This is a genomic window from Paludibacter sp. 221 (genome assembly GCF_010501035.1).
GTDB lineage: Bacteria > Bacteroidota > Bacteroidia > Bacteroidales > Paludibacteraceae > QVMH01.
Window position 1 is genome coordinate 1 of the sequence record NZ_QVMH01000017.1, and the last position, 21,405, is coordinate 21,405.

At 40.8% G+C, this 21,405-nt stretch carries 22 protein-coding genes; 10 read left to right on the forward strand and 12 right to left on the reverse strand.

Going from position 1 to position 21,405, the window contains the following annotated elements; translation table 11 throughout:
• Nucleotides 1-977: FISUMP domain-containing protein (locus D0T49_RS05575; protein WP_203583427.1), on the forward strand; the 977-nt coding region annotated here is incomplete at its 5' end.
• Between the two features lie 120 nt (nt 978-1,097).
• Here D0T49_RS05575 and D0T49_RS05580 read toward each other — a convergent pair.
• Together D0T49_RS05580 and D0T49_RS05585 are read right to left on the reverse strand one after the other, a co-directional pair.
• On the reverse strand, nt 1,098-1,796 hold the full coding sequence (locus tag D0T49_RS05580) for a porin family protein (protein WP_163629608.1): 699 nt from the start codon (nt 1,794-1,796) through the stop codon (nt 1,098-1,100).
• 363 nt (nt 1,797-2,159) lie between these two features.
• The gene (locus D0T49_RS05585; protein ID WP_163629609.1) at nt 2,160-2,771 is read right to left on the reverse strand and encodes a hypothetical protein; all 612 of its coding nucleotides are present in this window, start codon (nt 2,769-2,771) and stop codon (nt 2,160-2,162) included.
• A 196-nt stretch (nt 2,772-2,967) separates the two neighbouring features.
• Between D0T49_RS05585 and tnpA the strand changes: the two genes are divergently transcribed.
• Nucleotides 2,968-3,399, forward strand: coding sequence for an IS200/IS605 family transposase (gene tnpA / locus D0T49_RS05590; RefSeq protein ID WP_163629610.1), 432 nt, complete (start codon nt 2,968-2,970; stop codon nt 3,397-3,399).
• 298 nt (nt 3,400-3,697) lie between these two features.
• On the opposite strand, the gene D0T49_RS13060 is transcribed toward tnpA, so the two are convergent.
• The 3 genes from D0T49_RS13060 to D0T49_RS05605 all read right to left on the reverse strand — a co-directional run bounded on the left by D0T49_RS13060 (nt 3,698) and on the right by D0T49_RS05605 (nt 5,467).
• A complete protein-coding gene (locus tag D0T49_RS13060; RefSeq protein WP_239057012.1) occupies nt 3,698-4,369 on the reverse strand; it encodes a zinc ribbon domain-containing protein in 672 nt (223 codons plus the stop codon).
• A 62-nt stretch (nt 4,370-4,431) separates the two neighbouring features.
• Nucleotides 4,432-4,785, reverse strand: coding sequence for an MGMT family protein (locus D0T49_RS05600; protein ID WP_163629611.1), 354 nt, complete (start codon nt 4,783-4,785; stop codon nt 4,432-4,434).
• A 4-nt stretch (nt 4,786-4,789) separates the two neighbouring features.
• A complete protein-coding gene (locus D0T49_RS05605) occupies nt 4,790-5,467 on the reverse strand; it encodes a DUF554 domain-containing protein (protein ID WP_163629612.1) in 678 nt (225 codons plus the stop codon).
• Between the two features lie 252 nt (nt 5,468-5,719).
• Here D0T49_RS05605 and D0T49_RS05610 point away from each other — a divergent pair, with 252 nt between their 5' ends.
• The 3 genes from D0T49_RS05610 to D0T49_RS05620 all read left to right on the forward strand — a co-directional run bounded on the left by D0T49_RS05610 (nt 5,720) and on the right by D0T49_RS05620 (nt 10,266).
• Nucleotides 5,720-8,608: a PD-(D/E)XK nuclease family protein gene (locus D0T49_RS05610; RefSeq protein ID WP_163629613.1), complete on the forward strand. Its 2,889-nt coding sequence runs from the start codon at nt 5,720-5,722 to the stop codon at nt 8,606-8,608.
• A gap of 158 nt (nt 8,609-8,766) precedes the next feature.
• The gene (locus D0T49_RS05615) at nt 8,767-9,552 is read left to right on the forward strand and encodes a Cof-type HAD-IIB family hydrolase (protein ID WP_163629614.1); all 786 of its coding nucleotides are present in this window, start codon (nt 8,767-8,769) and stop codon (nt 9,550-9,552) included.
• A gap of 108 nt (nt 9,553-9,660) precedes the next feature.
• Nucleotides 9,661-10,266 (forward strand): L-threonylcarbamoyladenylate synthase, encoded by a 606-nt coding sequence (locus tag D0T49_RS05620; protein WP_163629615.1) that lies wholly within the window; start codon nt 9,661-9,663, stop codon nt 10,264-10,266.
• A gap of 70 nt (nt 10,267-10,336) precedes the next feature.
• On the opposite strand, the gene xseA is transcribed toward D0T49_RS05620, so the two are convergent.
• The 7 genes from xseA to D0T49_RS05655 all read right to left on the reverse strand — a co-directional run bounded on the left by xseA (nt 10,337) and on the right by D0T49_RS05655 (nt 16,162).
• Nucleotides 10,337-11,563, reverse strand: a complete 1,227-nt coding sequence (gene xseA / locus D0T49_RS05625) for an exodeoxyribonuclease VII large subunit (protein WP_163629616.1) — start codon at nt 11,561-11,563, stop codon at nt 10,337-10,339.
• The gene (gene fmt, locus D0T49_RS05630; protein ID WP_163629617.1) at nt 11,560-12,495 is read right to left on the reverse strand and encodes a methionyl-tRNA formyltransferase; all 936 of its coding nucleotides are present in this window, start codon (nt 12,493-12,495) and stop codon (nt 11,560-11,562) included. Before fmt ends, xseA begins: the two co-directional genes overlap by 4 nt.
• 10 nt (nt 12,496-12,505) lie before the next feature.
• Nucleotides 12,506-13,312: a UDP-2,3-diacylglucosamine diphosphatase gene (locus tag D0T49_RS05635; RefSeq protein WP_163629618.1), complete on the reverse strand. Its 807-nt coding sequence runs from the start codon at nt 13,310-13,312 to the stop codon at nt 12,506-12,508.
• 56 nt (nt 13,313-13,368) lie between these two features.
• Nucleotides 13,369-13,683, reverse strand: a complete 315-nt coding sequence (locus D0T49_RS05640) for a metal-sulfur cluster assembly factor (protein ID WP_163629619.1) — start codon at nt 13,681-13,683, stop codon at nt 13,369-13,371.
• Between the two features lie 217 nt (nt 13,684-13,900).
• Entirely contained in the window at nt 13,901-14,293 is a 393-nt protein-coding gene (locus D0T49_RS05645) for a thioesterase family protein (RefSeq protein WP_163629620.1), read from the reverse strand.
• Between the two features lies 1 nt (nt 14,294).
• Complete coding sequence (locus tag D0T49_RS05650) at nt 14,295-14,921, reverse strand: O-methyltransferase (RefSeq protein WP_163629621.1); 627 nt, start codon at nt 14,919-14,921, stop codon at nt 14,295-14,297.
• A gap of 20 nt (nt 14,922-14,941) precedes the next feature.
• Nucleotides 14,942-16,162, reverse strand: coding sequence for a pitrilysin family protein (locus tag D0T49_RS05655; protein ID WP_163629622.1), 1,221 nt, complete (start codon nt 16,160-16,162; stop codon nt 14,942-14,944).
• 192 nt (nt 16,163-16,354) lie between these two features.
• Between D0T49_RS05655 and D0T49_RS05660 the strand changes: the two genes are divergently transcribed.
• From D0T49_RS05660 to D0T49_RS05680, 5 genes are all read left to right on the forward strand, one after another.
• Nucleotides 16,355-16,780: a SoxR reducing system RseC family protein gene (locus D0T49_RS05660; protein WP_163629623.1), complete on the forward strand. Its 426-nt coding sequence runs from the start codon at nt 16,355-16,357 to the stop codon at nt 16,778-16,780.
• A 42-nt stretch (nt 16,781-16,822) separates the two neighbouring features.
• Nucleotides 16,823-17,686, forward strand: a complete 864-nt coding sequence (locus D0T49_RS05665) for a Fe-S cluster domain-containing protein (protein WP_163629624.1) — start codon at nt 16,823-16,825, stop codon at nt 17,684-17,686.
• A 77-nt stretch (nt 17,687-17,763) separates the two neighbouring features.
• A complete protein-coding gene (gene rsxC / locus D0T49_RS05670; protein ID WP_163629625.1) occupies nt 17,764-19,107 on the forward strand; it encodes an electron transport complex subunit RsxC in 1,344 nt (447 codons plus the stop codon).
• 453 nt (nt 19,108-19,560) lie between these two features.
• The gene (locus D0T49_RS05675; RefSeq protein WP_163629626.1) at nt 19,561-20,571 is read left to right on the forward strand and encodes an RnfABCDGE type electron transport complex subunit D; all 1,011 of its coding nucleotides are present in this window, start codon (nt 19,561-19,563) and stop codon (nt 20,569-20,571) included.
• Nucleotides 20,572-20,653: 82 nt separating this feature from the next.
• Entirely contained in the window at nt 20,654-21,397 is a 744-nt protein-coding gene (locus D0T49_RS05680; protein ID WP_163629627.1) for an RnfABCDGE type electron transport complex subunit G, read from the forward strand.
• Nucleotides 21,398-21,405: the final 8 nt, after the last annotated feature.

Here is a 21,405-nt window from a genome sequence, read left to right on the forward strand (position 1 = left end):
AAAATGCAACCGCCCTTACAGGTATTGGTGGCGAATCGGCTACTATCAGTGTAGCGGCTACAGGCATCGGTACGCTTACTTACCAATGGTACGAAGTAACAGCTAACACCAATGCTGCTCCTGCTCCTATAGCTGGTGCAACAGCCGCAGCCTTTACTCCTGACTTATCTGCTTTGGGCATGCGCCGTTACTATTGCCAGGTTACCGACGCTAATGGTAATAGTATAAACAGCGATATAGCCGAAGTGGCTGTAGGTTGTGGTGCTAAAACTGTAGCGGGTGGTTGGAGCAAATTTATGTGTTACAATTTGGGTGCTACTGTTATAACTATTGCTGCTCAGAAATCAACTCCAAGCGTTGTGTTTACTTATAACGGTAGTGTAACTCCTGGTAATATGAAGCTTTCTCCTGTTTACGGTGACTTATACCAATGGGGGCGTAAAACTGATGGTCACGAAAAACGTACCAGTGCTACTACTACCACGCAGGCTACAGGTCTGACAGCTGGAAATTCAAACTTTATTGTAGCTGTTAATTCCTACCCATACAACTGGACATCTAATAATGGAGCTGACCTTAATTGGCGTAATAAAAAAAACAAGACTTACGACCCATGTCCTACCGGATGGCGCGTTCCTGCTCAGAGTGAGTGGGGTGATATTTTCCGTGGTGGTTCAGCGCCCGGTGCTAAAGCTACTGCCGTAGCTAATACTTGGTCTTGGTATTCAATTGGTGGTACCAATGGTTACGAAGTAAAGCCTGACGGTGAAACTACTACTCTATTTTTGCCCGCCGCCGGCAGCCGCGGCAACTCTAATGCCGAGCTCTACGACGTAGGTTCTGGAGGTAACTACTGGAGTGCTAACATTAGCAGTGTGTACTCATTTTTTCTGACTTTTGACGGTAGTAATGTGTGGCCTGCGTATACAACGAGCCGTTCGCATGGTTTCAGTATACGCTGTATATCAGAACTATAGGGAGATGTAAAAGAACGCAAATTCGCATAGATAATAGCGAATTTGCGTTCAAAAATACGTTTGTTAAAACAAGCCGAGGATATGGTAAATCCGATTAAGCTGTTGTACTCTCACATGTTATCAGAATATATACCCTATAGATGCACTTAGCTGATTCCGTTTCAGCTTGTTCAAATCGCCATTAGCGTTTTTCCGTTCTCCGGTATACAGGTTAATCAACCCAAGGTCATAGCTTACCTTCAAGCGGAAATTATTATATAAAACGCCGATTCCTGCACCTGCCCTGATATCCCACGGAGATATTTTGTATCTGTCGTATATGCTGTATTTGTCCGAGTTCTTCAGCGAGGTGGAGGCTCCATTGGGATACTCTCCCTCAATTTTCCAGTTTTTTACTGTACCCGAAAAATTGTATGATACTACAGGACCACCAAAAAAGAAAAACTTAAAATCGTTGGTAACGGGTAGCGAATATGCCAAACGAATAGGCAAGTCGATAAACTGGTACATCGTATTTGTAGTTTGCGTGCCGTATATATTGTTCACCGTTTTCCGTTCTTCCTTTGAATTTCCTCCTACAAATGAGTATAGCAACGCTGTTTGCATCGACAATTCTCCCTTTAAGGTAAAATCGTAGGTTAGTCCGGCCTGAAAGCCGCTGTTGAGAAACCGCCCTGAAAATTCATTATAATTTCCTAAAGTCAGATTTCCTCTGCTTGCCGTGTGCATATAGCCAACTTGTACTCCCAGTTGCGCACTTGCTTCCAGGGCTAAAAACGTGAGAATAAATACAAAAACAAGACGGGTAATTTTCTTCATAAAATTCGTTTTTATTTAACTTGTATAATAAGGTTTTCTGAATGTTTCCTAAATTATAATGCAATAGCCTGTGTTTTTTGTCACATAGGTTCATTTAGTTTACACATAGGGACACATAGCTTTTTATGTGGTTTTTTACAATGGAAAAATCATATTTTCTATGTGTTTCTATTGTGTATTCGTAGGTGTTCTATGTGGCCGAAATAATATAAATTAATTTACATCGGGTACTTAAACGTGCTAATCCGAAGCAAAGATAATTTTTTTGGAAGGTTGAGTAAAATTATTCCCGTTTTTTATATAGAAATAAACAGGAATATATAAATATTAAGAAAAATGTGGTTGTGGCAGAGGTAAATAAGGCTATCTCAGTATAGTGACGATAGTGGTAAATATCGACCAGATACTTATTCCATTGATAAACAGAAGTTCGGAAAAGCCGTTAACACCGTTTTTCAGTATCGACCACGCAGTTAATATCGCCACAATACCAATAATAACAAGTCCTGTGATTGCAATAAAATGACAACTGGGCAGGCGTGCAATTTCGAATAAAACAATCAATGTTGGCAGACTCAGAAATACAAGCACTGCAAACAGATTATGTAATATCCTCTGGATGTTTTTGTGTAAAAACTCGAATCGGTACGGTGCTATATTATGAGAGATAAATGCAAGTATTGCCAGAAACGCACCACTATAATTGATATATTTTATAAAAGGGGCAAAATCTCCCAAGTTGTAAAATTCGGATAATAAACCGAAGAAAAAATAATTCAGTATAGCTGCAGCAAACAGCAGACGCGTATAGCCCAGTCTGTATTTTTTTCCATACAGCTCGCTTATACTAAGCATGCTGAGCGTATCTACACTCAAATCAATTTCTACGCACTTTAGTGCTTTCCTGAGTGTATATGGCAAAATTCCCGCATACAAAAACCCTGTGATGAGTATTCCAAATTTTATCCAAAACATAGTAAATAGTTACAAGAAATTAGTTACGAGTTACAACTCTTATCTTCTGAGAATTAGACTTGAAAAATAAAACATTAAATTTTAGATGTGTTTTTGAATAGTCTTTCGTTGTAAGTATTTAATTTATAATTCTGGGATGGGTGAAATCCCCCGCCTTTAGGCGGAGAATTTATATATTTGTAAAAATATAATTTTTATGCAAACATATAAAAGCGGTTCACACACCCGCTATGACATCAAATATCATATAGTTTGGATAACGAAATATCGCCGTCCGGTTCTAGAAGGTTCGGTTGCCGAACGAACCCGCGAGTTGATACGTCAAATATGTATGCAAAATGAAGTAACAATCATCAAAGGTCATGTTTCAAAAGACCATATACATATCTTAGTATCATCTAACCCAAGTTTGTCCATCAGCCGTTTGGTTCAAAAGCTAAAAGGAGCCAGTTCTCATAAGTTGTTTCAAGAATATGCTCATCTTCGTAAGCAATATTGGGGACAACACTTATGGTCACGAGGTTACTTTGTAGCCACTACAGGAACCGTAACTGATGAAATGATAAAAGAGTACATTGCCAATCAGGACAATGAATTACCTGACGATGATTTTCGGATAGGTTCTTAAGAAGACTTAAAGTCTTTCTCTGTTAGATGGCTTTAGCCTTAATCAGGACTTTTAGTCCGTTATATAACCCACCGCCTCTTTAGGCGTGTGGTAATTTAGTTAATAGCGAAAAACCTTTTTGTAATGAACCTTAGTAATAATTGTTACAATCCACACCTTATTACCTTATTTGTCAGTTATTTAATAAGCTAATAAGGTTAAGGCGTATGAAACATTAGTTATTACTAAGGTTTATTTTCGAAAATAAAGACTATCTGTTGAGGAAAAATATGTAATATCTTTAATATTCTTAAACCTTTTATAAGATAAATAATGACAGAACACTAACTATTATGACTATAATACAAATAATTGCCCAAGCAGGCGTTGTATTTTTTTCGACTACCCTGTTTTCCGTTTTGTCTAAATTTTTTTCTTTTTCGTATCTGTTTATAAACAATTCTATTTTATCATTTTCAAGACTATTTATCAGAACTGTTTTAACTGATTTTGTTGTTATATCCCAGTATTTTATGACAAAAGTTACTATGTTGATAATTTTATTATTTCCTGACTCTGACCTGTTGTTAAAGGTGTTTCCATCGATCATGAGGATATCTGTTCCTACAACTTCTTGTTTGAATTTTTTTTCTAAACTTATTATTTGGGAATAGTGAATCCGAAACCTCTTTGTACTATTTCCTATCTGTATTCCTTGAGTGTAAAGTACAACAAGAACTTCACCTGTTGGTATGTCGATATTGTTAGTTTCATAATGATTGCCTTTAAAATAGGTGTTTACCCCCCAATCTAAAAGTTGTTCTCCGATATCTAAGTCAGCTGGTAAGTTTGGAAACGTTAATGATTCTATGTTCTCTTGTGTGTCTACCGAAACACTTTCTAATTTAGCGACAGGAACTCCGCAGTTTGGACAACTTATAGCTTTGTCACTAATTTGTTTTCCACATTCAATGCAGTTTATTAGAGCCATGATAATTATTTATGAGTTATTATGATGTTTACAAAAATGTTGATTAATATTTATTTCTTAAATTATTTAACAGATATATTTATTTCTTCCAACGGATTCCAGAAAACTTTCTTCCAGTTTTTTATTTTATCATTTACTACAACGATTCCTTCTGTTGCAAGTAGCTGTTGCATTTCGGCGGAAGTACCAAAGGCTTCTTTACCTGATAGAACGCCTGCGCTATTCACTACACGGTGGGCAGGGATGTTATTGTTTGCCGAATCGCACTCGGCCATGATATGCCCCACCATACGCGAGAAGTTGGGATACCCGATAGCTTTTGCGATAGCACCATAACTGGTAGCCCGTCCGTAAGGCACCGTTTTTACAATATCGTAAACAGCTTGTCTGAATATCTCTTTTTCTTCTTTATCCATATGTTTATACGAATATCCAAAGTAATAGCACTACAATTAGCAGCGAAGGAAGCATGTTCATAATACGTAGTTTCTTTATATCAAGCAGATTGATGCCTAAACCTATCAGCATAATGCCGCCAATGGCTGTGATTCCATTTATTATATCAGGAGTGAAAAACGTTGATGCCCACATGGCAAGTAATGTGATTCCTCCTTGGAAGATAAACATGGGCAGGGCAGAAAAGACAACGCCTATACCCAAAGCCGAAGCCAGCAGCAGAGATGAAAATCCATCCATCAACGATTTGGTCATCAACAAGTCTGAATTTCCATCCAACCCTTCGTTGATAGCACCGAGTATGGTCATAGACCCCATGCAGAAAAGGAGAAACGAAGTAATCAGCCCTTCGGAGAAACGCTCGTTACCAATACGGAATTTCTTTTTGAGCCATTCGCTCAGTTTTTCCGCTCCGGCTTCAATATCAATCCACTCGCCAATCATAGAGCCTACTACCAGGCTGGCTACTACAATCAGTATGTTTTCCATATTCCACACCATGCTTATACCAATGGCAAGGGTAAATAAACCTACTGCCTGAAAATAAATATTGGTAATGCGCTGCGGCATATTCTTTTTGAATAACAGTCCGAGACTTCCCCCCACTATAACTGCTGCTGTATTAACAATGGTTCCTAACATACTTCCGGATTTGACTTTGATGTATCGTAAATTTCATTGCAAAAGTAGTAAAATAAAAACAAAATTCTTTTAGTAGCTTTTCGTTGATTTTTGTGTATTTTCGTATGCAGAAAATATAAATATTAAGCCTTTATAAGTGGGGGCTGGTTTTATAAGTAGCCGATACAGATTAAGTAATTGAATGAGGCTTTTTTAGTGATAAAAAATAATTGCCAGATGGTGTGGGTGTAAATAAATGAATACAAAGTGCTTATGAATTCATTTCTTTTCCGGATAGCAGAAACATACTATAATCAATACAAGTCGGGTATTGGGGATTTTACGTTTGTATTCCCCAATCGCAGGGCAGGATTGTTTTTTCAGAAATACTTATCTGAAATAGTGGAACGTCCGCTCTTTTCACCCGAAATAATAACTATAAACGAATGTTTTCTTTCAGCATCCGGTTGGCAACAGGCCGATAAGTTGATGATACTTTTTCGCTTGTACGAGTTATATCAAAAAACAAGTAAAAGCGGGGAGAGTTTTGATAACTTTGTTTTTTGGGGCGAGATGCTGTTGGCCGATTTTGACGATGTTGATAAGCACCGTGTAGATGCCCGTCAGCTCTTTACTAATATAACCGAGCTTAAGCAGATAGACCAGATTTTCAATGCTTTTTCCGAAAGTCAAATAAAAGCGATACGTGAGTTTTGGCGAAATTTTGACCCTGCTCCGGCTGGGAAAGTTCAGCAGGACTTTGTCTCTACGTGGAAAATACTGCTGCCGCTTTACGAACAATTCCGCGAATCGTTGCTTTCGGAAGGGTTGGCAACCGAAGGGATGATTTACCGTGATGTGGCCGAGCGGCTCGTGGCTAAAAAAATAATTCAACAGTGGACGGGTAAACAGTTTGTTTTTATCGGGTTCAATGCTCTGAATCCGTGCGAAAAAGCCCTTTTTACCGAGTTGAAGAAACTGGGGCAGGCCGATTTCTATTGGGATTACGAAGCAAAAGAATTGCGCGATGGTGAAAATCTGGCCTCGTACTTTTACGCTGAAAATATACATTATTTCCCATCACGGTTCGATATAGAATCCGTTGTAGAGTCGCTTGATGATAAAGACATTGAATTGATAGCTGTACCTTCGGAAGTAGGACAGGCTAAAGAGGTTTATTCTATCTTAAATAGGCTTTACCCTGATACGGAGCCTGCCAAAGAGTGGATAAAAACAGCTATCGTTTTACCAAACGAAAATATATTGATTCCCTTACTGCACTCGCTGCCTCAGCAAATAGAGAAGATAAACGTGACGATGGGTTTCCCGCTCAAGGCAACGCCTGTTTCCGGCCTGGTCGAGCATGTTTTTGAACTACAGCGGCGTAAGAGGGTAGCGGCTAACGGTACTGCGTCGTTTTATCATCAGACGGTACTGAATATATTGAACCACCAGTATATTGCTCTCTTGTGTGCCGACGAGGTTACTGTCTTATTCCAAAAAATAACGAAAAACAACTGGATTTACATTGATGAAAATGAGTTTGCAGACAGTAAATTGCTATCAGCCATCTTTAACTCTAAAATAGATACGGCGTCTTTTATCGGCTATTTGCTGTATGTACTACGCCGGCTTCAGGAGGGGTGGGGGAAAATATCGGACGAGAAAAACAAGTTTCGGTTGGAACTTGATTTTTTGTATCAATATTATATCACTCTGAACCGTATGTCCGATGTAGTATCGGCGAAGCCTGTGGGGCTGGATATGTCTTTGGATACCCTGATGAGGCTCATAAGGCAGTTAACATCAGGTATTTCCATCCCGTTTGTAGGAGAGCCTCTCGAAGGGCTGCAAATAATGGGGACACTGGAAACGCGCGGCTTGGATTTTGAGAACCTTGTTATCACATCCTTCAACGAGGGTGTTTTTCCCAAGCGAAGCCCACAGAACAGTTTCATTCCTTATAACTTGAGGAAAGGTTTCGACCTGCCCACTACCGAACATCAGGATTCTCTTTCGGCCTATAATTTTTACAGGCTGATTCATCGTGCCAAGCGGGTGTTTTTCCTCTACGATTCGCGTACCGAAGGTATTCAGACCGGCGAAGTAAGCCGTTTTGCCCACCAGCTGCATTATCATTATGGTGTGAAAATACGGCGTAAGTCAGTAAGTTTTGATATTGGATTTGAAACACCCAAAGTTTTGCAGATAACCAAAAACAGTGTGGTTATGGAAAAGCTCCAACGTTTTTTGGAGACGGGCGAAAATAGTAAAGCACTTTCGGCAAGCTCTATAAATAGTTATATCGACTGCCCTTTGCAGTTTTACCTGACGCGCGTGGAAGAAATGCAACAAATAGACGAAGTGAAAGAAACGGTAGAAGATAATATGTTCGGAACAATCTTTCATGCGGTGATGGAATACTTGTATGAGCCTTATAAAGGGCAGATAATGCAATCGCATGATTTTGACGAGCTTATAAAACACACATTACGTATAGACAAGGAAATATCGCGGGCATTTACCATACATTATTTTAAAAAGAAAAACGATTCGGTTGTCCCTTTGGAAGGCAACAACTTGCTTATTGCGCATGTTATACGAAAATATGTGATTCAGATGCTGCGAATGGATAAAAAGCATGCTCCGTTTCGGTACATCAACTCAGAGGACCGTTGCCATATTCACTATCCTGTTTACGGGGGTAAGCGGCAAGTGAATTTAAAAGGTTTTATCGACCGTGTAGATGAAAAGGAAGGCGTAGTGCGTATCCTCGACTATAAAACGGGAAGTGGGTCGCTGGATTTCAAAAGTTTCGACGAAGTTTTTGAGCATAACAATGACAAACGTCCGAAGTATGTGCTTCAAACATTTTTGTACGGGATTTTGTACAAAGATAAAGCAGCGGGCAAACAAATAACTCCTGGCATCTACTACATGCGGGATGTATTTAAGGACGATTTTGAAACGGAGCTTCATTATAAATCGAAAGAAAAAGATATAAATGAAGTTATCACAGACTTTTCCGTGTATGAAGAAGAATTTCGTGAACACCTGACAGCATGTTTAGAGGATATTTTTAATCCCGATATTCCTTTCGTACAGAGCGAAAGCACCAAACCATGCCAGTATTGCCCATACGTAGGAGTTTGTAACAGGTGAAAAAATAATTATTTACTGAAAACTTAGCCCTTTCGCTACAGTATTTGTATTATAAAAACAATCCCGGAAAAACACACCTCTAAAAGCTATATTTTCAAAAAAAAAGAATATTGTACATCCGGTAAAGGGTGTATAAAACTATTTTACCATAATTGTATATGATTAAAGCTATTTTTTTCGATATAGATGGTACCCTTGTCAGTTTCAAATCGCATGTTGTGCCCGAAAGCACAATAGAAGCTATTAGTAAAGTAAGGGAAAAGGGTATAAAAGTATTTGTTGCCACAGGACGCCAATTCGAAGCCATTAACAACTTAGGCAATTTAGAGTTTGACGGTTATATCACGCTCAACGGGAGTTATTGTTTTATCAGCAATGAGGAAGTTATATACAAAAAATCTATATCGAAAGAGAGCATACGTGCTTTGATAAACTATACTGAAAACGTAAAACCGTTTCCCTGCATTTTTGTGGGTGAACACGATGCATACGCAAACTTTCTGAACAACGATACGGCTAAAATTTTTGACTTGCTTAATTTTCCGGCACCAAAAGTTTTAGAGCGTGAACAGTTGTCTGAGAAATTAAAGAATGATGTTTATCAGGTTATTGCGTTTTTTGGCAAGGAGGATGAAAAAAATATCATGCCCCTTCTTCCCCATTGCGATGTAACACGCTGGTCGCCGCTTTTCAGTGATATAGTGCCCAAAAACAGCAGCAAACAAGTGGGAATAGACAAAGTATTAGAGCATTTCAATATTCCTTTAGAGACAACGATGGCTTTCGGAGACGGAGGCAACGATATATCAATGCTGCGCCATGTCCGGATAGGAGTGGCAATGGGAAACGCCGAAAACGATGTAAAAGAGTCTGCAAATCATGTTACAACTTCGGTAGATGATAACGGAATTGCAAATGCTTTGAAATATTTTAATATTATCTAAAAAAAGATTTATATCTTTGCGCACTTTTTCAATCCAACAATATTAGTAACAACATCAGATGCATAAAAATATGCACCTGCGTTAAAAACAAAACGATATCATTGCAGAATGCTGTTAAAACTGTATAAGGATAATCCAAACCCTAATCAAATACGCCGTATTGCGGAGGTTCTGAAAAATGGAGGTATTGTCATAATCCCAACCGACACCTTGTATGCCTTTGCATGCAATATATTCAATCAGGCGGGTGTCGAGACTATCTCCAAAATAAAGAACAAAGACCTGCATAAATCCAACCTTTCGTTTATATGCAATGAGATGAGACAGGTTAGCGAATTTGCAAAAATGGGAGACACAGCCTTCAAACTGATGAAAAAGAACCTTCCCGGCCCATTTACCTTTATTCTTAATGGCAGCAACAGCCTTCCCAAACTCTTCAAAAACAAAAAGACTGTTGGTATCCGTATGCCTCAAAACGAGATTGTAATGGAAATTGTACGCGAATTGGGCAATCCCTTAATGACAAGCTCTGTTTTTTACGATGAAGATACCGAATATATTACCAACCCCGAACTGATTGACGAGAAATACGGCAAAATGGTAGATATCGTTATCGACGGAGGCGAAGGCAGTATAGTGCCATCCACTATTATCGACTGTACCGAAGAAGAACCTGTAATAATACGTGAGGGAGCAGGTATTTTAATCGAGTAATCAGATTTACAAATCCAACGATTTTACATCTTGACATTTATATGTAGCGGATAGTTCATTATAACTTCACCTATATCACCTTACTATCAACGTCCCCATCCGGAAAATAAGTTTTAATCACGTTGCCTGAGGCTATTTGTTTAGCCGAATTTACCCTTTTTCCATTGAGGGTGGTAATGGAGTAGCCATACTCTAACAAAAAGGCGGGAGAATGAGATTCTATGTTTTTAGACAGCAAGCCAATTTTATTCCTTTGCTTCATGAGTTGCAATTGTGCACTTGTTTGTAAACGTTGTTTCTGCGACTGAAGCAAGAACGACTTTTGTGTCAGGTTATTTCTTATAGCATATTTTATCCGGAAATTTATACTCTCCATGTTCCGGTGTTCATTTTCCAGACGGCGACGGACAAAATACTGTATGTCCGAAAAAACATCCAACATACGGTTTTCAGCCGCCTGAAGGTTAGCAACTAAAAATTCGGCAACTGCCGTTGGAGTTTTCAGGCTTGTATGAGCCACCATATCCAGAATAGACACATCACGCTGATGCCCTATTCCCGTCAAAACAGGGATTGGGAATTGAGTACAATTCAATGCTAAATCGTACGAATCGAAAGCCGCCAAATCGGCAGTAGCTCCTCCACCCCGTATAATCACAACTACATCAAACAAATCAATTTGCGCGTAAATCTGCTCCAATGCGCCGATTACAGAAGCCTCGGTTGCCTCTCCTTGCATCACCGCAGGAAAAAGCTTTGTATAAAAAACAAATCCGTACTTATTATGAAGCAATTGATTCTGAAAATCATCGTATCCGGCCGCAGTAGGCGACGATATGATAGCAATGCGCTGAGCGGGAACAGGAATAGCCAACTGCTTATTCATATCGGCGATGCCATCGGCTTCGAGTTGGCGGAGTATCTGCAACCGACGGGCTGCCATCTCGCCCACCGTAAACACAGGGTCGATGTCGCGCACATTCAGGTTTAGCCCATACACCCCATGAAAATCCACAGTAACAGCCACCAGCACTTTCATCCCTGCCGATAAAGCCTGTCCCGTTGTTGATTCAAAATAAGGCTTGAGCATGCGGTAAGTAGAAGCCCAACAGGTAGCCCTGCACTTTGCCAAAACACTATCAGAATCTTCCGACTTTTCAACCAACTCCATATAGCAATGTCCTGAGTTTTCGCGAAGTTCGCTTATCTCAGCACGAATCCATACCGGCTTCCCAAAATTCAAGCCGATAACCTCCTGTATCCTGTATGTAAGTTCCGATAAGGCTAACGAATTCATCTCATTCCTCTTAGCATTTCACCTATTTCCATGCGTTTTTTGCCCGGTGCCTGCACCGATTTCAGCACAATAAATCCATCTTTCAGAGCTATTTTAGCCTGCCTTTTTCCATCAGTGATAACTTCGCCCGCTTGATATGTATGCTCTGCAAATTCCTTCTCAGTTTCAAATATCTTCAACGTTATCTGCTCCTCCTGATTAGGGAACCGCAGATTGACCCATGCGGCAGGATAAGGGCTCAGCCCACGTATGAAATTATAAACTTCCTCTACGCCCTTATTCAAATCTATCTCGCAAGTTTCCTTGAAAATTTTAGGCGCGGCTGTTAGTTCCGTTTCCGGCTTTATAAACTGCGACTGGTCTATAGCATCTGTTTGTCCCGCTATCAGCAAATCAACAGTTCTCTTTACCAACCCTGCCCCCATCACCATTAGTTTGTCATGCACGCTTCCGGCATTGTCTGTTTCTGTAACAGGTATTTTTTCCTGCAATATTATTTTGCCGGTATCTATCTCATGCGTTAGGAAAAACGTAGTTGCTCCTGTTTCTTTCTCCCCATTAATAATAGCCCAGTTGATAGGCGCAGCACCCCGATACTGAGGTAATAATGACGCATGAAGGTTGAAAGTACCGTATTCAGGCATATTCCAAACCACTTCGGGAAGCATACGAAACGCTACTACAATCTGCAAATCGGCTTTCAAAGCCCGTAGTTCTTCTAAAAAGCCGTCATCTTTAAGTTTTTCGGGTTGCAGTAGAGGAAGATTATGCTCTAACGCATAGTTCTTTACGGGCGAATATTGAATTTTGTGTCCACGCCCCGCAGGCTTATCGGGCATAGTAACCACCCCTACTACCTCGTAGTTATTCTCGACCAACACCTTTAAGCTCTCCACCGCGAAATCCGGTGTTCCCATAAAAACTATACGCATACTTCTTTAACTAAATAAAATTTTCCAACCAAAAATTATTTCCATCAAAAACACCGTAAGTAAACAGCGAAACAAAATCGCCTAAAATAATCACCCGCTTCTGATTTGCCAGTTGTAGGTCTAACTGGATATGACGATGCCCAAAAACAACAAAATCAATATCAGGACATTCTGCAAAGTATTTCTTTGCATATATTATCAACGGCTCTTTGGCTTCTCCTTTGTATTCTTTTTTTTCAGGAGTAAGTTTTTCCCTGTTCTTCCTTGACCACGTATATCCGAAACCCTGCCCTATCTGGGGAGGAACAAAGCGGAATAGCTTCTGACAAGTTCTGTTGTGAAATATATTGCGTATAAACTTAAAGCCCTTATCGTCTACCGCAAGGCCATCGCCATGAGCTACGAAGAGCTTTTTATTTCCGATTTCAAACACTTGCGGTTTACGGTGCACTATCAGCCCCACCTCATTTTCCAGATAGCCAAAAGTCCATATATCATGGTTGCCCGTGAAAAAACGTATCTCAATACCCGAATCAACAAGCTCAGCCAGCTTACCCAAAAAGCGGACATAACCTTTGGGAACCACCGTTTTATACTCATACCAAAAGTCGAACATATCGCCCACCATATATATAGCCTTGGCATCAGCTTTCACCATATCGAGCCAATCGACAATTTTTTTTTCGTGGGCACGCGGATTTTCAACTATCCGCGAACCTAAATGGGCATCCGATATAAAATAAACACGCCCCTCTGAATCTCCCCTTAGGGGAGACTTTAATACATCATTGGGCTGATTATATGTATTTTCGTCCATTACTATCTGTTTTGAATATCATCTTAAAGCCGCTCCTTCGGAGGGGTTGGGGGAGGCTACAAAAATCCTAATTCCAGTTTAGCTTCCTCACTCATCATATCCTTATCCCAAGGCGGGTCGAAAACGATGTTGATATCTACTTTTTTAATTCCCTCGATGGCCTCCATTTTCATCCGTACATCTTCTACTATAAAATCTACAGCAGGGCAATTCGGAGCTGTCAGAGTCATATCAATGGTAAGATTACCCTCGTCGGCTAAATCTATTTTATAAATAAGACCCAAATCGTATATATTAACCGGAATTTCGGGGTCGAAAACCGTTTTCAGCATCCGTACGATTTGTTCTTCTTTTTCCAAAAATTCATTCATCTTCATATTGTTTTTAGTTATCAGAGAATAGAACTCGTAACTTGTAACTTGTAACTACTTTACTTATCCATATTTGGCGCAAGCCTGCGACTTGTGCCCATGTTTTTTACAGTTTAAAACTGTTTTTTCGCTTTCGGCACAAGTTACGCTCCGCTAAACTTACGCCAATGGAGGGAAAATAAAACTAGTAACTCGTAACTCGTAACTTGTAACTACGTTACTTATCCACCAAAGCATCAAAGGCAGGCAAGCCCGACAATAGTTTACCACCCTGTGTTACTACCGATTCTACTTTAGCCTTTATACACAATTTGTCGTCCGACTTGCGAAAAATAGCCTGATGAAACACATATTTCACCCCTTCTTTTTTCACATATAGTTTTGATACCAATGTATCTTTAGGGCGCAGCGAGTTTTTATACGAAATCTGAACACGTGCCACTACAGCATCAATCCCCTGATTGTGTAAATCGGAAAAACTCACATTATTCTCCAATAAAAACTCGTGGCGGGTATGCTCCAAGTAGTTCTGATAAACCGAATTGTTTACAATACCCTGCAAGTCGCATTCGTAATCGCGTACTTTTAATTCCAGTTCGTAAGTATACATTTTATTTCTTCCTTATTATTGTTAATCCGTCGCGTAAAGGTAATATTACTTTCTCAACCCGCGCGTCATTCGCCACGTGGTCATTAAAACGCATAATTTCAATCGTTTGTTTATCATTAGGATGCACTTCTTCAATCAACTTGCCATCCCAAAGCGTATTATCTGCAAATATAAAGCCTCCCGCCCGTACTTTGGGCAATACTGCCTCATAATATGCCATATATTGTCTTTTATCCGCATCTATGAAAACCAAATCGAAAACTTCATCAAGTTTCGCTATTTCCTCCAAAGCATCACCTATGTGGAGTTTTATTTTGCCGGCATGGGCCGAGCCTGATATATTTTCCCGAATAAAATCCTCCAACTCATCATCGTGCTCTATGGTGTGTAGTATTCCACTTTCGGGCATAGCCTCAGCCATGCACAGAGCCGAATAACCCGAATACGTCCCCAGCTCCAACACCCTTGCAGGTTTTATCATGTGGCACAGCAAAGCCAGTACCCGCCCTTGCAGATGCCCCGACATCATACGCGGGTTTATCAGCCTGAGATGAGTCCGGCGGTTAACCTTAGCCAAATACTCAGGCTCTCGTTCCGAGTGGTTTTCTATATATTCGTCTAATGTCATTCCTTGTAACTTGTAACTAATTACCTATATCTCAGCACACTCAACCCCTCAGGCAAAAATACCTCATTGGCAATACGCTGCAATTGGTTGGCTGTGATAGCCTCTACTTTTTTACTTATTTCTTCCAGATTATCTACTTTTTCGTAACGCAAAAAGCTCTTACCCAAGCTCAAAGCCATATTCTCCTTATTCTCCGAAGATATAGCCATCTGACCTGTCAACTGTAACTTATATTTTTTAAGCAAAGCATCCGACAGTTTATTTTCGCGTAACTTGCTCAACTCTTTATAAACCAATGCTTCGCAACGGGCGGCATTGGCTGGGTCGCAACCAAAATATACGCACCACTCGCCCGAATCGCTAAAGGGCTGGTAAATCGAATCCACATTATAAACCAAGCCATGTTTTTCCCTCAACGATAAGTTAAGCAAGCTACTCATGCCCGGGCCACCCAATATATTATTCAGCAGGTACAATCCCAACCTGTCAGCGTGATACATATCGTAAGCACGGTTGCCGATAATTACATGAGCCTGATGGGTATTTTTGATTATCATATTGTCAACAGGTTGATATTGCTGTGGAGCTACACGTTGTTCGCCCAACGCTTGCTTGTAGCCCAACTGGAAATACTTATCTGCCCAGCGGGTTAATTTCTTGAACGGTATATCTCCCGATACAAACAGCACCATCTTTTCGGTATGATATTGCCGTGCCACAAAGCGCGAAACGTCTTGTGTAGTATATTCTCTCAGCAATTCAGGCTTACCCAGAATATGATGACCCAGCGCATGCCCTTTGAAAAGCATATCTTCAAAATCATCGTATATCAACTCCGACGGGCTGTCGTTGTACGAGTCTATTTCATCCAACACCACCTCCACTTCTTTTTCCAATTCCTTTTGCGGAAAAGTGGAATGTAACACCACATCTGCTATCAACTCCAATGCGCGCTCGGCATACTGGTTCAACACGGCAGCGTACACTACCGTTTCTTCTTTCGAGGTAAAAGCATTCAAATCGCCCCCTACGTTTTCCAAACGGCTGATAATATGCGACGAGCGACGCTTTTCAGTACCTTTGAACAGCATGTGCTCCACAAAATGCGCCATGCCGAACTCCGTTTCATCTTCGTCGCGCGAACCCGTACTAATCACCATCCCACAATATACAACCGCCGATTTCTCCGGCTTATGTATCAATCGCAATCCATTGGGGAGGGTATATATCTGGTAATCCATGTTATAGCTTCAATAATTTTTTCCGAAGCACAAAAATACAACAAAAAACGCTTTAATCTGCATTATTACGTACAACAAAAACAAACCAAATACAGATATCACTATTTCTTATTATTTTTTTTGCACAAACCTTTTGTTCGTATGCAAAATATCTTTACATTTGCCCCGAAATTGTAATGTCGAGTTTGCAAAATGAGCCAAATAATCGAACATACCGGAAAAATACTAACCATTAATGGGGATACCGCTAAGGTTTTGATTACTCAGAACTCTGCGTGTAGCGGTTGTCATGCAAAATCGGCATGTACGGCGGCTGATTCGGCCGAAAAAATAATCGACGCCATCAATATAAACAATATAAGCTTGAAAGCAGGGGATGACGTGATTATTTACGGCAAACGTTCGGTAGGTCTGAAAGCGGTGTTGCTGGCTTTCGTAATACCTTTTTTGCTTATCCTTGTCAGCTTGTTCGTATTACGTGCTTTTATCGACAACGAAGCTGTTTCGGGAACTATAGCCCTCGCAACTCTTATTCCTTATTATATAATATTATCATTGTTCAGAGATAAGCTGAAATCGGACTTTCAGTTTTATGTAAAAACAAGCTCAGACACTTGAAATGTGTTTTATGCAAGTAATTTAATCTTATTATAAAATTAGATGAATATAATTCTTATTTCCTTAATTACTTTAGGTGTAATTGGTGCTTTAGCTGCACTTATCCTGTTTTTCGTAGCCAAAAAATTTTATGTATTCGAAGACCCGAGAATTGACGAAGTAGAAGCTGCATTGCCTGCTGCCAACTGTGGAGGATGCGGTTATCCCGGATGCCGCGGGTTTGCCGATGCCTGCGTAAAAGCGGATGACCTCGACGGACTGTTTTGCCCTGTAGGGGGAGCAGACACAATGAGCAAAGTAGCCGCAATACTTGGGAAAACAGCTTCGGCAGCAGAACCAACCGTAGCTGTGGTACGCTGTAATGGTTCGTGCGAAAACCGTGTGCGCACCAACCAATACGACGGGGTTAAAAGCTGTAAAGTAGCACACAATTTATACGGAGGAGATACGGGCTGTTCGTATGGTTGCTTAGGATTAGGCGATTGCGAAGTATCCTGTAAGTTTGATGCCTTGTATATCAATCCGGAAACAATGTTGCCCGAAATAGACGAGGACAAATGTACCTCGTGTGGAGCATGTGTAAAAGCGTGTCCTAAACTGTTGATAGAACTACGCCGCAAAGGCCCTAAATCGCGCCGTATATACGTAAGCTGTATGAACAAGGATAAAGGAGCGGTCAACAAAAAGGTATGTTCGGTAGCTTGTATAGGCTGTAGCAAATGTTTCAAAGTATGTCCTTTCGAGGCTATCACAATGGGAAACAATCTGGCATTTATCGACTCGGAGAAATGCCGCTTGTGCCGCAAGTGTGTGGACGAATGTCCTACTTCGGCTATCACCGAGTTGAACTTTCCTCCTAAAAAGCCAAAAGTAGAAGTAGCTGAAACATCGGAAAAAGAAAATTAAAAAAAGCATTGGTGCCGGGTTGCTCTATTACTCCTGTTTTAGTAAGCCTACAATCCGTAACTTGTAACTAAAAATATATGAAAACATTTAAAATAGGCGGTATTCATCCTAACGACAACAAATTTTCGGCAGGAAAAAGAATATTACCGGTTGCATTACCCAAACAAGTAATCATTCCTTTGGCAGCATACCTCGGAGCACCAAGCGTGGCGGTAGTTGAAAAAGGAGAAAAAGTGAAAGCCGGACAGCTTGTGGGAAAAGCCAATGGCTTCGTTTCGTCCAATGTTCACTCGTCGGTATCAGGCAAAGTAGTAAAGATAGAGCCTGCGCTCGACGCATCGGGATACAAACGCATGTCCGTCTTTATTGACGTAGAGGGCGACGAATGGATGGAAGGTATAGACCGTTCGACTGAAATAATACGCGAGTGTAGACTGACTAAAGAAGAAATTATACAGAAAATACACGATGCCGGCATTGTAGGGCTTGGAGGTGCTACTTTCCCCGCACACGTAAAGCTCACCCCGCCTCCGGGCAAAAAAGCAGAAGTACTTGTAATTAATGCTGTGGAGTGTGAGCCTTACCTCACATGCGACCATCAGTTGATGATGGAGCATACCGAAGAAATTTTGATAGGTATTTCTATCCTGATGAAAGCCCTACAGGTAGAGCGCACAGTAATAGGAATAGAAAACAACAAGAAAGATGCAATAGAGCTTTTTAAAAACAGGATACAAGCCCGCTCATTCGATGGCATTGAAGTTGTAGCCCTAAAGGTTCAATACCCGCAAGGAGGCGAAAAACAACTGATTGATGCTGCTATCGGACGTCAGGTGCCAAGTGGGGCACTCCCTATCGAGGTAGGTGCAGTAGTGCAGAATGTGGGAACCGTGTTTGCAATTTACGAAGCCGTACAAAAAAACAAACCCCTGATAGAACGTGTAGTTACTATTACCGGAAAATCGTTACTGAATCCCGGCAACTACATGGTACGTATCGGAACCCCTTTGGCTAATGTGGTAGAACTGGCCGGAGGAATGCCTGCCGACACCGGAAAAATAATCGGAGGAGGGCCTATGATGGGACGTGCGCTAATGAGCCTTGATATTCCTACCGCAAAAGGTAGTGCAGGCGTACTGTTCATGGCTGAAGACGAAGCTCGCCGCAAGGAGATGAAGAACTGTATTCGCTGTGCCAAATGCGTATCGGTATGCCCTATGGGATTAGAGCCGTTTTTATTAATGGCACAGGGAGAACGCGAAATGTGGCCTGAAATGGAAAACGACCGTGTTATGGATTGTATCGAGTGTGGAAGTTGCAGCTATACATGTCCTGCAAACCGCCCATTGCTGGATTATATCCGTCAGGGAAAATTTACCGTAAGCGGAATTATCCGCAACAGGAAAACGCCAAACCCATAAGAAAGAAGACTTTTAGCAGGACACGGACTACAAGTCCGCGCCGGCAGAATCCCCAAGGGGAGGCTAAGAGAGCAGCTTGATGAGGTTCCTAATAGCGGATTTTAAATCCGCAGTTAATAAATCACGGGATTACAAATCCCGTGAGACGAGGGGGAAAATTCACCGTAAGCGGAATTATCCGCAACAGGAAAACGCCAAATCCGTAAGGAAAGAAAACTTTAAGTTCACAGTTGGCTATAAACATACAATTGGAAATTACTGCTTTGCAAGCAGGACACGGACTACAAGTCCGCGCCAGCAGAAAAAAACTTAGCGTCATAGCGTCTTGGCGTACCTAAATAGATTAAAGAATCAAGAGCCAAGAATCAAGATGAAAGATTAAACAAACCGAAGTATCCTGTCTTAGTGGCAAATGAAATAAATAATTGAAATTCTGAAATTAATTAAATAATAATGAACGAACAAATTCATAATCCGGCTCAACAAAAAAGCGCAGAAAAACTGTTGGTTGTTTCGCCTGCACCTCATATTCATAGCGGCGATTCGATTTCGAAAAACATGCTGGGTGTAATCATCGCTCTTATACCTGCTTACCTGGTAGCATTGTACTTTTTTGGCTTAGGAGCGCTTATCGTAAGCATTACGGCAGTAATATCCTGCATGCTGTTCGAATACCTGATACAACGTTTTTTGTTCAGAAGCAAAAGCGTAACTATTGGCGATGGCTCTGCTATACTTACAGGACTGTTACTCTCATTCAACCTGCCATCAAACCTTCCTGTATGGATGGTGGTTTTAGGAGCATTGGTAGCAATAGGGATAGGTAAAATGAGTTTCGGAGGATTGGGCAACAATCCTTTCAACCCTGCTTTGGTAGGACGTGTTTTCCTGCTTATCTCTTTCCCCGTACAAATGACATCGTGGCCGCGTCCTATCCCGATGAACATGCAATATCTGGATGCAGAAACAGGCCCTACAGTGCTGGCAATGATTAAAAATCATTTCGGGCAACTGCCTGAAACCACCGACATGCTTATAGGAAATATGGGAGGCTCGCTGGGAGAGGTATCGGCCATAGCGCTGCTTATCGGACTGGCATATATGCTCATTCGCAAAATTATTACGTGGCACATTCCTGTCAGTATATTGTTTACGGTATTTGCATTCACAGGCATATTGTATTTGGTAAATCCTGAAACTTATGCTTCACCTTTAGTTCACTTACTTACCGGAGGTTTGCTATTGGGAGCTATCTTTATGGCTACCGACTACGTTACCTCGCCTATGAGTAAAGTGGGCATGATAATATACGGTATAGGCATTGGCATTATTACAGTAGTAATACGGGTATTCGGGGCATATCCTGAGGGAGTATCATTCGCTATACTGATTATGAATGCCTTCACACCGTTAATCAACGCGTATATCAAACCTAAAAGATTCGGGGAGAAAATAAAGAAATAATATGCCAATGTGCCAATATGCTAATACGATATTTATTTTATTGGCATATTGGCATATCGGCACATTTATACATTAATAAATTATGGCAAAATTAGAATCAAGTTTCAAAAATATGTTGCTGGTGCTTACCTGCATAACATTGTTTGCAGGAGGAATTTTGGCAGGCGTTTACACCCTCACCAAAGAACCTATTGAAAAATCAAAACTGGCTAAACAACAAAATGCGATAAAAGAGGTATTACCTCCATTCGATAGTTTGGATGATGAAGGGAAAGTGGTTGTTATCGAAAAAGACGGTAAAAAAGGAGAATATACTGTTTACACGGCATACGATGCCAATGGGAGTGCTATAGGAGCTGCTGTTGAATCTTTTTCGAACGGCGGGTTCAGCGGCGAAATTAAAGTAATGGTAGGATTCGATATAAACAACAAGATTGTAGATTACTCCGTATTAGAGCAAAAAGAAACACCGGGGCTTGGCACTAAAATGGTGGACTGGTTTAAAACCGACAAAGGCAACCAAAATATTAAAGGTAAGAATCCTTCGGCAAGCAGTTTCAAAGTAAACAAAGACGGGGGCGAAATAGATGCTATCACAGCAGCTACAATCAGCTCCAGAGCTTTTCTTGAAGCTGTAAAAGATGCGTATGCTGCATACACCAACAATGCTGATGCAACAACAGACAGCAATAGCGGAGCTACTACCGTAGAAAACACAGAAGGAAGTGAAGAAACTACTGTAGATGCTGAAGACGCAAAAAACGACGCTACCACAGCGGCTACTGCTACAACTACGGATGGCAACAGTGGTGCAACTCAAAATTAAATTTGAAA